The organism is Streptomyces sp. NPDC047869 (genome assembly GCF_040704065.1).
Classification (GTDB): domain Bacteria; phylum Actinomycetota; class Actinomycetes; order Streptomycetales; family Streptomycetaceae; genus Streptomyces.
On the sequence record NZ_JBEYRK010000005.1, the window covers coordinates 79,260 to 91,870 of the forward strand.

The window sequence follows — 12,611 nt, forward strand, 5'->3', positions numbered from 1 at the left end:
AACCTGCCTTGAGTCGTGAAACTGACACTCCGTCCTCCGGGCCCAACGGGCGCGGCGGAGCCGCATACCCCTCCGGGACGCCTCCGTACGGAACCCCCGTCGCCTCCGAAGCCGGTGCGGACGCGGGCCGTTCGGCCGCGCAGCCGGAGGAACGCAAGACCGAGACCACGCTGACGACCCGGATCCGGATCAACATCCCCGGATCGCGGCCCATCCCGCCGGTCGTGGTGCGCAAGCCCGTCGGCGATGCCGAGGCCGTCAAGGACGACGCGGGGTCCGACCCGCGGCCCGCTCCGGCCGCCCCGGCGCCCGCCGAGACGCCCGCCGAGCCCGCGCCGCAGGCCGAGGAGAAGACCAGCGACTGGTTCGCGCCCCGCAAGTCGTCCGCGCCCAAGGGCGGTCCGGGCGGCGGCGGCACGAACGGCTCCGGGCAGCCCGGCGGTTCGGCGGCGGCAGCGTCCGCACCCGCCGCACCGTCTCCGCGGCCGGGTGCCACCGGCTCCCGCCCGGGCGCCGGCCGCCCCGGCGGTGTCGTCGGCGCCATGGGCGCACCGGGCGGCTCCCGCCCCGGCGGCACCAACGGATCCGGCCTGCCCGGCGCCACCGGCGGCCCCGTGGCCCCGGGCCACGGCGGCGGCACCGGTTCCTTCGACGTGACCGAGGCGCTGGCGGCGGGCCCGCGCGGCGGCGCCCGTTCCGGCGGCACCGGTGACGAGCCGAGCCGCGACGACCTGCCGTTCTTCTCCGAGGGCGGACCGAGCGGGTTCGACGGCCCCGGCGGCGGCCCCGCGGGCGGAGCCGGCGGACTCGGCGGCCCGGGCGGGCCCAGCGGCTCCAACGGGCAGAACGGCCAGGGGGCCCGCGGCCCCAAGGGCCCCGCGGGCCCGACGAGCGGACCGGTCACCGGCGACGGGCCGAGGATCCCGCCGGCCGCTCCCCGCAGCTCGCTCAGCGACCTGGACCGGGATCTGGGCGAGTCCTTCGGCGGCTACGGCGACACCGGCAGTCACCCGCTGCCCGGCGACACCGGCAGCCATCCGCTGCCCGGCGACACCGGCAGCCATCCGCTGCCCGGGGACACCGGCAGCCACTCGCTCCCCGGCGGCGCGAACGGCCAGGGCCGCCAGGGCGGTCCGCTGGCACCAGGAGCCTTCGCCGGCCCCGGCGGCGGCCTCAGCGACGACACCGCGATCCTCACCCCGCAGAAGCCGGCCCCCGAACCGGGCACGCCCGGATACCGCCCCGCCGGCAACGTGTCCGGCCACACCGTCACCAGCGGCATCCCGGTCGTCCCGTCCGCCGGGAACTCACCGTTCGGCCCCGGCGCCCCCGCCGACGGCCCGGTGCCGCACCAGGCACCCAAGCTGCCCGACCCGGCCCCGCGGCCCAAGGCGGCGGCCCGGCCGAAGAAGAAGGGCCGCAGCAAGCTGGTGCTGCTCGCCGTCGGCGTGGTCGTCGTCGCGGCCGGTGCCTACGGCGCCGGGCTGCTGATGAACCACACCGACGTGCCCAAGGGCACCACTGTGCTCGGCGTCGACATCGGCGGCGGCACCCGCGACGAGGCCGTCAAGAAGCTCGACGACGCCTTCGGCGGGCGGGTGAACAAGCCGCTGAAGCTGGCCGTGGGCGGCAAGACCGTCTCCGTCGAGCCGGACAACGCGGGCCTGCAGTTCGACTTCGCGGCCACGGTGAGCGACGCCGCGCAGAGCGACTACAACCCGGTCTCCGTGATCGGCTCCCTCTTCGGGCAGAAGCGCGAGGTCGAGCCGGTCATGCCGGTGGACGAGGAGAAGCTGCAGGCGGCCCTCCAGCAGGCCGGCGGCGGCTCCGGCTCCGGCTCCGTGGTCGAGGGCGGTGTCGAGTTCCGCGCCGGAAAGGCCGTCGCCGTCTACGGCAAGGAGGGCAAGGCCATCGACGCGGCCGGCTCCACCCGGGCCGTCGAACAGGCCTACCGCACGCTGGTGGAGACCGACACCGCCACCCCCGTCGCGGTCCCGACCGCCACCCGGCAGCCGACGGTCTCCAAGGCCGAGGTCGACCGCGAGATGAAGGAGTTCGCGGAGCCGGCGATGTCGGCCAACGTGACGGTGCGGACCGACGCCGTGCACTCGATCGAGATGAGCCCGCAGAAATCCCTGTGGAAGTTCCTCCGGGTCGAGGCCACGCCCGACGGCAAGCTCACCGACAAGCCCGACCTGGCCGCCCTGAAGCAGCTCTACGGCCAGACCTTCGACGGCGTGCTCATCACCCGGGGCAACGGCAAGAAGACGGCGGTCACGCCACAGGACGTGTACGTCGCCCTGCGCCAGGCGCTGACGAGCGGGACGAACCGGGTCGCGGTCATCGACACGAACCCGAGCTAGCGAGACAGGGAAGGGGGGCGTCCGCGGGTTGGACGCCCCCCTTTTTTCGTCATGTCACCGGAACCGTATGACATCTGTCATCCGGCACCGAGGACCGCCGACACTGCCGGGCCCCCGCCCCGCCCGGCCAGCATGGGGACATGACAACGACAGCGGCACCGGCCACCACCACCCCGGTGGTCGGGTTCGACCAGGTGACCAAGACGTACGGGAGCGTGCGGGCCGTCGACGGCCTCTCGCTCCGGCTGTACCCGGGGGAGACCGTCGCACTGCTCGGCCCGAACGGCGCCGGCAAGTCCACCACGCTCGACCTCCTGCTCGGGCTCAAGCACCCCGACAGCGGCACGGTCGGCGTGTTCGGCACCAGCCCGCGCGAGGCCATCGTCGCCGGGCGGGTCGGGGCCATGCTGCAGAGCGGCTGGCTGATGGACGAGGTCACCGTCGCCGAACTGGTGAAGCTGGCCTGCTCACTGCACCCGAAGCCGTACAAGGCCGCGGACGTCCTCGCCCGCGCGGGCATCACGCAGATCGCCGACCACAAGGTCAACAAGCTCTCCGGCGGCCAGGCCCAGCGCGTCCGCTTCGCCCTCGCCACCGCCGGCGACAGCGACCTGATCGTCCTGGACGAGCCCACCACCGGCATGGACGTCTCCGCCCGCCAGGCCTTCTGGGCCACCATGCGCGAGCAGGCAGACCAGGGCCGAACGGTCCTCTTCGCCACCCACTACCTCGAAGAGGCCGACGCCATCGCCGACCGGGTGCTGGTGCTGCACCGGGGCCGGCTCCTCGCGGACGGCACCGCCGCCGAGATCAAGGCCCGCGCCGGAGCCCGCCGGATCTCCTTCGACCTGGAGGGGAGCATCGAGGAGGCGGCACTGCGCGGCCTTCCGTTCCTCACGTCGTTCGACGTCTCGGGGCAGACCGTCCGCATCCAGTCCTCCGACGCCGACGCCACCGTCCACGCCCTGTACGGCCTCGGTGTCTACCCCCGCAACCTCGAAGTCGCCGGGCTCGGTCTGGAGCAGGCCTTCGTCGCCATCACGGAGGCCGAGGAGGCCAAGCAGTCGTGAACTCCCTCATCAAGCTGGAACTGGCCCGCTCCCTGCGGAACAAGAAGTTCCTGTTCTTCTCGGTGCTCTACCCCTCGTTCATCTATTTGATCTTCTCCAGCAGCGCCGGCTCCGGCGAGAAGGTCGACGAGACCGGCCTGACGGTCGCCACCTACCTGATGGTCTCCATGGCGTCCTTCGGCGCCCTGACCGCCGTCCTCATGGGCAACAGCGAACGCATCGCCAAGGAGCGCGAGAGCGGCTGGGTGCGGCAGCTCCGGCTGACCCCGCTGCCCGGTCGCGGCTACGTCCTCGCCAAGACCGCGAGCGCCGCCGTGGTGAGCCTGCCGTCCATCGTCGTGGTGTTCGTCGTCGCCGCCGCCTTCAAGGACGTGCGCCTGGCCACCTGGCAGTGGCTCGCCCTCACCGGGGTCATCTGGGCGGGCAGCCTGGTCTTCGCCGCGCTCGGCGTCGCCATCGGCTACGTCGCCTCCGGGGACGCGGTCCGCCCGATCACGATGATCGTCTACTTCGGTCTGTCGATCCTCGGCGGCCTGTGGATGCCCTCCACGACCTTCCCGCGGATCCTGCAGGACATCGCCGAGTGGCTCCCGACGCACGCGTACGCTGCACTGGGGCGGGCGATCGAACAGAGCCAGGCCCCGCACACGTCGGACATCGCCGTCCTCGCCGTCTACTTCGTCCTCTTCGCGGGCGGTGCGGCCTGGCTGTACCGGAAGGACACGCTGAAGGCGTGAGCGCCATGACGACCGAGGACCGACCGCGCGGCCCGGAGCACCCCACGGGCCTGGGGCAGCCGCCCCGCAACCGCCGGGAGCTGCTGCGCAAGCTCGTCTGGATCGCCGTCTGGCTGGTCTTCATGAGCTCCCCGGTCCACGACCTGGCCGCCGGCCACCACACGCCCTCCGGCACGGCGGCCGGCTGGCTGGGCCTGACGGTGTTCGCCGGGGTCTACCTGCTGCTGGTCTTCCGGAACATGGGGCATCCGATGCGCCGGTCCCTGGTCGCCGGCCTCATCGTCGTCCTCTGCCTGCTGGCCGTCGTGCTGTGCCTCACGCTCGGCGCCGCCTGGCTCGGCCTGTTCTGCTACGTCTCCGTCGCCTGCGGGGCGGCCCTGCCGCTCCGGGCCGCCTACTGGGCCGTCCCGGCGACCGGCGTGGTGATGATGCTGGTCGGCCTGGCGACCGACGTGACGACGGCGTGGAACCTGGTGCTGGTGGTGGTGCTCATCGGGTTCGCGATGACGGGTGTCGTCCAGCTCATCCGCACCACGGTGGAGCTGCGCGAGGCCCGGGCCACCGTCGCCCATCTCGCCGCCAACGAGGAGCGGCTGCGCCTCGCCCGGGACCTGCACGACCTCCTCGGCCACTCGCTCTCCCTGATCACGCTGAAGAGCGAGCTGGCCGGGCGGATGCTGCCCGGGCACCCCGACAAGGCGGCCCAGCAGGTCGCGGACATCGAACAGGTCAGCCGGCAGGCCCTGGTGGACGTCAGGGAGGCCGTCACCGGATACCGGCGCCCCCGCCTGTCCGCCGAGCTGGCGGGCGCCCAGGTCGCGCTGACCGCGGCCGGGGTGAGCGCCGAACTGCCCGCCGAGCCGGACCTCGCGGGCGCCGGTGAGGACAGCGAGGCCGCGCTCGCCTGGGCGCTGCGCGAGGCCGTCACCAACGTGGTCCGGCACAGCGGCGCCCGCCGCTGCGTCGTCCAGCTCCTGCACCGCCAGACCCTCGACGGCCCGATGCTCGAACTCTCCGTGGAGGACGACGGCCCCGGCGGCCCCGGCGGCGCCCCCGGCAACGGTCTGACCGGCCTGACCGAGCGGCTGGAGAAGGCCGGCGGCATGCTCGAGGCCGGGCGTGCCAGGCGGGGCTTCCGGCTGGTCGCCCGGGTGCCGCTGACGCCCTGACGGCACGTAGGATCCCGGGCATGAGCAGCCCGATCAAGGTCCTCCTCGCCGAGGACCAGTCGATGGTCCGTGAGGCGCTGGCCGCCCTGCTCGGCCTAGAGGACGACATCGAGGTCGTCGCCCAGGTGGCGCGCGGCGACGAGGTGCAGGCGGCCGTCGGCGCGCACGGCGTGGACGTGGCGCTGCTCGACATCGAGATGCCCGGCTGCACCGGCATCGAGGCGGCGGCCCGGGTGCGCCGGGAGTACCCCGAGGTGAAGCTCGTCGTGCTCACCACCTTCGGCCGTCCCGGTTATCTGCGCAGCGCGATGGAGGCCGGCGCCGACGCCTTCCTGGTCAAGGACGCGCCGGCCGCCCAACTCGCCGCCGCGGTGCGCAAGGTGCTCGCCGGGGAGCGGGTCATCGACCCCACTCTGGCCGCGGCGGCCCTCGCGGAGGGCGCCAACCCCCTCACCGACCGCGAACGCGAGATCCTGCGCGCGGCGGCCGACGGCTCCACCAACGCGGAACTGGCGGCGGCCCTGCACCTGTCCCAGGGCACGGTCCGCAACTACCTCTCCACGGCCATCCAGAAACTCGCGGTCCGCAACCGGGCTGAGGCGGTCCGCACAGCCCGTGAGAAGGGCTGGCTCTGAGGTTCCGGCCGGGCGCGGCCCGCGTTCCGGGCCGGACCCGGCTGCCTAGTTGAGCATCGACCGGGCGGTCCGGGCCTGCCGGCGCACCCGGTCGGCGGCCGGTTCGTCGACCACCTCGATCAGATGCGCGTAAGCGTCCAGCTCCATGGCGCCGTCCTCGAACTCGCCGCGCTGCACCAGAAGTTGACCGCGCTCGTAGCGCAGCCGGGCCGGATGCGCGGGCAGCAGCAGGCTCAGCTCCACGGCCCACAGCGCGACGTCCGACCGCTCGGGACGGGCCGAGGCCCACGCCCGGACGTTGTTGAGGATGCGCTGCACGACCTCCAGCGGTGTCGCGGGCTCCAGCATCGACGGCTGCAACGGCGCCCCGGTGGCCCCGGCCACGAGCAGCTCGGCATCCGTACCGGTCAGCACCCGCCCGCCGTCGAACGGATCGGCCAGCACCTGCTCCCGCGCCGCGCCGAACCCGACCACGAAGTGCCCCGGCAGCGCGACCCCGTACACCGGCGCCCCCGCCCGCCGGGCGACCTCCAGCCACACCACCGACAGCAGGATCGGCAGCCCGCGCCGCCGCCGCAGCACCTCGTGCAGCAGCGAGGACTCCAGCCGCTGGTAGTCGGCGGGGACGCCGTGGAACGCCTCGTCCTCGCCCAGGAGCCGGCACACCGCCTCCGCCCACGCGCGCGGCCCGCCCGGCCGGTACGGCAGCCGCCCGGCCAGCCCGTCCAGCTCCTGCTGGGCCGCGTCGATGCCGTCCTCGTCCAGCGAGCCGTCCGCCTCGGCGCCGATCAGCAGGCACAGCGCCGACAGGTCCGGCCGCTCGGACCGGGCCTCGGCGTCGAACCGCCGCCGCAGCGCCGCCGACCGCTCCGGCGGGGGCGGGTACGGGGGCGGGAGTCGAGGGTGCCGCATGTCTGGGTCATGCCCTCCCACGGCGATCGCTACGACCCTCCGGTGCCACCGGTGTCCGGCAGGCGGTAGTGGTGGTACGCGTGGTGGGGCGCGAAGCCCAGCCGGGCGTACAGTCCCCGGGCCCCCTCGTTGTCGCTCTCCACCTGCAGCCAGGCCGCCGAGGCGCCCTCGTCCAGGGCCCGCCGGGCCAGCGCGGCCATCACCTCGGTGGCAAGACCCTGCCGGCGGCGGGCGGGATCGACCTCCACGGCGGCGAACCCTGCCCAGCGCCCGTCCACCACGCACCGCCCGATCGCCGCCGGAGCCTCGCCGGCGGCATCGGGCACGGTCGCGAACCACACCGAGGGGCCACCGCCCAGCACCCGCAGGGCCACCTCGCTCACCCCCTTGCGCCGGTACCGGGCGAGCCACGCCTCGTCCGCCTCCCGGGACAGCACCACCCCGGCGCCCTCGGCGGCGTCCGCGAGCGGTGCCAGCGCACCGGTCCACAACTCGGCGGTCACCTCGCGCACCCAGCCGCGCCGCTCCAGCTCCGCGCACAGCAGTTCCTGCGTGCCCTCGGCGCCGGTGGCGGTCTGCACGTAGGCGGGCAGGCCCCGCTCGCCGTACCAGCGCCGTACGGCCTCCAGGGCGGCGTCGAGACCGAGCCCCGGATCGCCGAGCGGCAGCACGCTGTTGGCGCGCCGGGTGAACCCCTGGGCCGCCCGCAGCTCCCACTCGCCCAGCCGCTCGCTCTCCACCGGCCGCCACGCCCGTGCGGCGACCCGGGCCAGCTCCGCGTAGGCGGCGGCCGGGCCCCGGCGGCGGGCCGGCGCGGCCGGGATCACCTTCCCCGCGACCAGCGCGGACTCCGCGATCCGGACGGCGCGCCCGTCCCGCGATGTGATCATGAGCACGCCGTCGTCCCATGATGTGAGAACACCGACCGTGTCGGTGAACTTCTCCGGCCCCGACCCGGGCTCGCTCAAGCGCCGAACGGAGACGCGTTTGCCCACGTCAGCATTGGTGATACGGACCTCGAGGCGTCCGTGCGCCGAGATTTCCACCGGTCAGTTCACCCCTCCTGTTCGGATCTTGCCCCAGAACGGAGATACTAGGGGCGGGCATCGACGACGCCGCGCTCCCGCGCGCCAGGCGGCGGAGCCTACGGAGGCCCGCCAGCGCCCTATCGAGGAGGAACGACAGCGTGACCTACGTCATCGCGCAGCCTTGTGTCGACGTGAAGGACAAGGCGTGCATCGAGGAGTGCCCGGTCGACTGCATCTACGAGGGCCAGCGGTCCTTGTACATCCACCCGGACGAATGCGTCGACTGTGGTGCCTGTGAGCCGGTCTGCCCGGTCGAGGCGATCTTCTACGAGGACGACACTCCGGAGGAGTGGAAGGACTACTACAAGGCGAACGTCGAGTTCTTCGACGAGCTGGGCTCCCCCGGCGGGGCCAGCAAGCTGGGCCTGATCGAGCGGGACCACCCCTTCATCGCCGCGCTGCCGCCGCAGGCCTAGTGACCCGCTGGGCGGCGGCCCAGCGGCCCGCAGCGCGCCGCCCCGGTCCCGTACGGCCGATCGCCTCGATCAGTGCCGTGCGGGACCGTGGCGTTCGCCGAAGCAGAAAGTGAGCCAGCACCCGTGTCCGCAGTCTCCGACCGGCTTCCGACCTTCCCCTGGGACAAGCTGGAGCCGTACAAGAAGACGGCCGCGGCCCACTCCGGCGGCATCGTCGACCTGTCCGTCGGCACCCCGGTCGACCCGGTCCCCGAACTGATCCAGAAGGCGCTGGTCGACGCGGCCGACTCGCCGGGCTACCCGACGGTCTGGGGCACCCCGGCGCTGCGCGACGCGATCACCGGCTGGCTGGAGCGCCGCCTCGGCGCCCGGGACGTCACCCACCGGCACGTCCTGCCGATCGTCGGCTCCAAGGAACTGGTGGCCTGGCTCCCCACCCAGCTCGGTCTCGGCCCCGGCGACAAGGTCGCGTACCCGCGTCTGGCCTACCCGACGTACGAGGTCGGCGCCCGCCTGGCCCGCGCCGCGTACGAGGTCTACGACGACCCGCGCGACCTGGACCCGGCGAACCTCAGGCTCCTGTGGCTCAACTCCCCGTCGAACCCGACCGGCAAGGTCCTGTCCAAGGACGAGCTGACGGGGATCGTCGCCTGGGCCCGCGCCCACGGCGTGCTGCTCGTCTCCGACGAGTGCTACCTCGAACTGGGCTGGGAGGCCGACCCGGTCTCGGTCCTGCACCCGGACGTCAACGGCGGCTCCTACGACGGCATCGTGGCCGTCCACTCGCTCTCCAAGCGGTCCAACCTGGCCGGCTACCGCGCCGCCTTCCTGGCGGGCGACCCGGCCGTCCTGGGCCCGCTGCTGGAGATCCGCAAGCACGGTGGCATGATGACCTCGGCTCCGACGCAGGCCGCGGTGGTGGCGGCCCTGGGCGACGACGAGCACGTCCGCGTCCAGCGCGAGCGCTACGCCGCCCGCCGCGCGCTGCTGCGCGAGGCCCTGCTCGGCCACGGCTTCCGCATCGAGCACAGCGAGGCCAGCCTCTACCTGTGGGCCACCCGCGACGAGTCCTGCTGGGACACCGTCGCCCATCTGGCCGGCCTGGGCATCCTGGTCGCGCCCGGCGACTTCTACGGCGAGGCCGGCGACCGGTTCGTGCGCGTGGCCCTGACCGCGACGGACGAGCGGGTGCGCGCGGCGGTGGGGCGCCTGGCCGCCTAGGCCGTCAACGCACACGCGAACGGGGTCCGGGAGCGTTTCCCCGGACCCCGTCGGCCGTGCGCCGGTGACGGCGTAGCTCAGCCGCCGAGCGGGAGCTGCGCGGCCGGCAGGGACGACGTCGGCAGCCCGCCCTGGGTCAGCGAGCCCGTGGCCAGACCGCCCGCCGCACCGGTCGCGGTGCGCCCGATGACGCCGCCGGCCGCGCGGGCCGCGTTCCCGGCCGCGTCCTTCGCCGCGGGGGCCGCCTTCTTCACGGTGCCGGCGCCGGTCCGGGCCGCGGACGGGCCCGCCTTCTTGACCGCCTTGCCGCCCGTGTTGCCGGTGATGCCGGTGACGTGCTGCGTCGCACCGTCGACGGTGCTGCCGACGTTGGCCGCGCTGTCCAGCGCGGACATGCCGCCCAGCTCCGGGGTGGCTACCGGCAGGTTCGTGGCCGCGCCGGCAGAGCCGGCCGCACCGACCCCGGCGGCCGCTCCCGCTGCGACGAGCAGCGCGGCACGGGCGATCCGGCGGGTCAGGGGGAGGGACATGGTGCTCCATTCGACGGGAGGAACGGTGAGCCCGGGCCGGGCCCGGACGCCGTGCTTACCGCTCGAGGCCGATGAAGGTTGCGGACGCCGAAGGTAAAGAATGGGCAACGCATCGCATTATCGTTTGTGGATAAAAACGGGCAAAGGGAGTCCGTCGGGGGTGGTGCAGAATCCTTACAGCCCTTGATTCCCAAGGGCTGTAGCGGTGTCTTCCACCCCCGGTTGGAAAGGCGCCCGCACCACGGCCGCGCAACCCGGCCGGGGGAGTCCCCGTACTACTGTCCGGCCACGATCCGGACCGACCCGGCGGACTTCTCCGCACCGCCGGCACCGTCCGCGCCGACCCGGTGCCAGGTGCCGCCGCCGTCTCTCGCGGTCCACTCCCGGTCCGCGTAGAACACCCGCTGGATGTGCAGCGCAGAGGAGTTGGCCACCGCCCAGTGCGCCAGCTGCCAGCCCCGCTCGCGCTCCCGCTCGCCCGCCGTGCCCGTGTCCCTCCGCGCGCCCTCGGACACCGGCACGGTCACCGTCCGCCCGTGCGCGGTCGCGGTCACGCTCGGCGACGGCGACGGCGAGGGCACCGGCGTACCGCCCACCACGGCGTTCGTCTCCTGCAGCGCGTCCCGCCCGAAGTCCCGTACCAAGGCCGCCCGTACCGCGTCCGGGCCCGTCGCCCGCGCGGTGCGCTCCGGGCGCCCGGCGCAGGTCAGCGAGGCCGCCGCGCGGCCGGTCAGCGCGGCCGCCAGCAGCTCGGCGTCCGGCTCGTGCTTGGCGTACGCCTCCGGGTAGCCGCTGCGCTGCACCCGCTGCGCGGCCACCGTCAGCGGCAGGCCGGCGTAGTCCGGCACCTTGGCCAGGTGGGCGTAGAAGATGCCCGCCGCGTAGGCCGGGTCCATGATCTGCCGTTCGGTGCCCCAGCCCTGCGAGGGCCGCTGCTGGAACAGGCCGATGGAGTCCCGGTCGCCGTGTTCGAGGTTGCGCAGCCCCGACTCCTGGAGGGCGGTCGCCAGCGCGATCGTTATGGCCCGCTCGGGCATGTTCCGCCCGGTGCCCACGGCGGCGATCGTCGCCGCGTTCACCGCCTGCTCGGGAGTGAACTCGTAGGACGCCCCGTCGTCGCCGGCGACCACCTTGCAGCCGCGGGCGCCCGAGCCACCGGTGACGTACTGCACCACGAGGTAGGCGGCGACGCCGCACAGGACCAACAGGGCCGCCCCGAAACGCAGGAGGCGGCCGCGACGCTTGGGACGGCTGGGGGACGGCTCTGGCACGCGTACAAGGTACTGGAGGGCCTCCCGCCCCGGGCGGCGGGTCCGCGCAGCGCGGCGCGGACCCGCCACGACGCCATGGCCTAGGGTCGAGGTCATGGCCGACACCTCCCTGGACCTCACGCTGGACGCCGCCGAGCTCACCGCCCGGCTCGTGGACTTCCCCTCCGAGAGCGGCACCGAGAAGCCCCTCGCGGACGCGATCGAGGCCGCTCTGCGCGCGCTGCCGCACCTGACGGTCGACCGCCACGGCAACAACGTGATCGCCCGCACCGACCTGGGCCGCGCGGAGCGGGTCGTGCTGGCCGGCCACATCGACACCGTCCCGATCGCCGGCAACGTGCCGTCCCGGCTGGACGAGGACGGCGTGCTGTGGGGCTGCGGCACCTGCGACATGAAGTCGGGCGTCGCGGTGCAGCTCCGCATCGCGGCGACGGTCCCCGCCCCCAACCGCGACCTGACGTTCGTCTTCTACGACAACGAGGAGGTCGCCGCCGACCTCAACGGCCTCCGGCATGTCGCCGAGGCCCACCCGGACTGGCTGCGCGGTGACTTCGCGGTCCTGCTGGAGCCCTCCGACGCCCAGGTCGAGGGCGGCTGCCAGGGCACGCTGCGGGTGCTGCTGAAGACCCGGGGCGAGCGGGCGCACTCGGCGCGCGGCTGGATGGGGTCCAACGCCATCCACACGGCCGCCCCGATCCTGGCCCGGCTCGCCTCCTACGAGCCCCGGTGGCCGGTCATCGACGGCCTGGAGTACCGCGAGGGCCTGAACGCCGTGGGGATCTCCGGGGGAGTGGCGGGCAACGTCATCCCCGACGAGTGCGTGGTGACGGTCAACTTCCGCTACGCCCCCGACCGCACCGAGGAGGAGGCGATCGCGCACGTCCGTGAGGTGTTCGCGGACTGCGGCGTGGCGGAGTTCGTCATCGACGACCACAGCCCCGGCGCGCTGCCCGGCCTCTCCCACCCGGCCGCGGCGGCCTTCATCGAGGCGGTGGGCGGCACCCCGCAGCCCAAGTACGGCTGGACGGACGTCTCCCGCTTCTCCGCGCTCGGCGTGCCCGCCGTCAACTACGGTCCCGGCAACCCGCACCTGGCACACAAGCGGGACGAGCGGGTAGAAGTGGCCAAGATCCTCGCGGGTGAGGAGCGGCTGCGTTCCTGGCTGACCGCGTAGCGGGGGCCACCGGGCGCCGCACGCC

General features: G+C 74.0%; 12 protein-coding genes. 8 read left to right on the forward strand and 4 right to left on the reverse strand.

Translation table 11 applies throughout. The annotated features are described in order from the left end of the window. Window positions 1-8: 8 nt before the first annotated feature. The 5 genes from AB0924_RS08940 to AB0924_RS08960 all read left to right on the forward strand — a co-directional run bounded on the left by AB0924_RS08940 (window position 9) and on the right by AB0924_RS08960 (window position 5,974). Window positions 9-2,363, forward strand: coding sequence for a hypothetical protein (locus tag AB0924_RS08940; RefSeq protein ID WP_366911027.1), 2,355 nt, complete (start codon window positions 9-11; stop codon window positions 2,361-2,363). Window positions 2,364-2,503: 140 nt separating this feature from the next. After that, window positions 2,504-3,433: an ABC transporter ATP-binding protein gene (locus AB0924_RS08945; RefSeq protein ID WP_366911028.1), complete on the forward strand. Its 930-nt coding sequence runs from the start codon at window positions 2,504-2,506 to the stop codon at window positions 3,431-3,433. Then, entirely contained in the window at window positions 3,430-4,170 is a 741-nt protein-coding gene (locus AB0924_RS08950) for an ABC transporter permease (RefSeq protein ID WP_358927472.1), read from the forward strand. The genes AB0924_RS08945 and AB0924_RS08950 overlap by 4 nt, the downstream gene beginning before the upstream one ends. A gap of 5 nt (window positions 4,171-4,175) precedes the next feature. Beyond that, a complete protein-coding gene (locus tag AB0924_RS08955; RefSeq protein WP_358927621.1) occupies window positions 4,176-5,339 on the forward strand; it encodes a histidine kinase in 1,164 nt (387 codons plus the stop codon). Between the two features lie 20 nt (window positions 5,340-5,359). After that, window positions 5,360-5,974 carry a response regulator transcription factor gene (locus tag AB0924_RS08960; protein WP_358927473.1) on the forward strand — a complete coding sequence of 205 codons (615 nt, stop codon included), beginning with the start codon at window positions 5,360-5,362 and terminating at the stop codon, window positions 5,972-5,974. Window positions 5,975-6,019: 45 nt separating this feature from the next. Here the strand turns inward: AB0924_RS08960 and AB0924_RS08965 are convergent, their stop codons facing one another. Together AB0924_RS08965 and AB0924_RS08970 are read right to left on the reverse strand one after the other, a co-directional pair. Continuing rightward, window positions 6,020-6,886, reverse strand: a complete 867-nt coding sequence (locus AB0924_RS08965; protein ID WP_358927474.1) for a transglutaminase-like domain-containing protein — start codon at window positions 6,884-6,886, stop codon at window positions 6,020-6,022. A gap of 29 nt (window positions 6,887-6,915) precedes the next feature. Then, complete coding sequence (locus AB0924_RS08970; protein WP_366911029.1) at window positions 6,916-7,932, reverse strand: GNAT family N-acetyltransferase; 1,017 nt, start codon at window positions 7,930-7,932, stop codon at window positions 6,916-6,918. 140 nt (window positions 7,933-8,072) lie between these two features. On the opposite strand from AB0924_RS08970, the gene fdxA reads away from it, so the two are divergent. Then, window positions 8,073-8,390: a ferredoxin gene (gene fdxA, locus AB0924_RS08975; protein ID WP_004926152.1), complete on the forward strand. Its 318-nt coding sequence runs from the start codon at window positions 8,073-8,075 to the stop codon at window positions 8,388-8,390. A 123-nt stretch (window positions 8,391-8,513) separates the two neighbouring features. Continuing rightward, a complete protein-coding gene (locus AB0924_RS08980) occupies window positions 8,514-9,611 on the forward strand; it encodes a bifunctional succinyldiaminopimelate transaminase/glutamate-prephenate aminotransferase (RefSeq protein ID WP_358927476.1) in 1,098 nt (365 codons plus the stop codon). 77 nt (window positions 9,612-9,688) lie between these two features. Here the strand turns inward: AB0924_RS08980 and AB0924_RS08985 are convergent, their stop codons facing one another. Both AB0924_RS08985 and AB0924_RS08990 read right to left on the reverse strand, forming a co-directional pair. Continuing rightward, on the reverse strand, window positions 9,689-10,141 hold the full coding sequence (locus AB0924_RS08985) for an ATP-binding protein (protein ID WP_366911030.1): 453 nt from the start codon (window positions 10,139-10,141) through the stop codon (window positions 9,689-9,691). Window positions 10,142-10,416: 275 nt separating this feature from the next. Then, complete coding sequence (locus tag AB0924_RS08990) at window positions 10,417-11,412, reverse strand: heavy metal transporter (protein ID WP_366911031.1); 996 nt, start codon at window positions 11,410-11,412, stop codon at window positions 10,417-10,419. Window positions 11,413-11,506: 94 nt separating this feature from the next. Here AB0924_RS08990 and dapE point away from each other — a divergent pair, with 94 nt between their 5' ends. Further along, complete coding sequence (dapE, locus tag AB0924_RS08995) at window positions 11,507-12,586, forward strand: succinyl-diaminopimelate desuccinylase (protein ID WP_358927479.1); 1,080 nt, start codon at window positions 11,507-11,509, stop codon at window positions 12,584-12,586. Window positions 12,587-12,611 lie beyond the last annotated feature (25 nt).

Bases quoted from the DNA above. Each gene is read 5' to 3' on its own strand.
- AB0924_RS08945 (WP_366911028.1), top strand. From the start codon at position 2,504: ATGACAACGACAGCGGCACCGGCCACCACCACCCCGGTGGTCGGGTTC.
- AB0924_RS08965 (WP_358927474.1), bottom strand. From the start codon at position 6,886: ATGCGGCACCCTCGACTCCCGCCCCCGTACCCGCCCCCGCCGGAGCGG.
- AB0924_RS08960 (WP_358927473.1), top strand. From the start codon at position 5,360: ATGAGCAGCCCGATCAAGGTCCTCCTCGCCGAGGACCAGTCGATGGTC.
- dapE (WP_358927479.1), top strand. From the start codon at position 11,507: ATGGCCGACACCTCCCTGGACCTCACGCTGGACGCCGCCGAGCTCACC.
- AB0924_RS08955 (WP_358927621.1), top strand. From the start codon at position 4,176: ATGACGACCGAGGACCGACCGCGCGGCCCGGAGCACCCCACGGGCCTG.
- AB0924_RS08985 (WP_366911030.1), bottom strand. From the start codon at position 10,141: ATGTCCCTCCCCCTGACCCGCCGGATCGCCCGTGCCGCGCTGCTCGTC.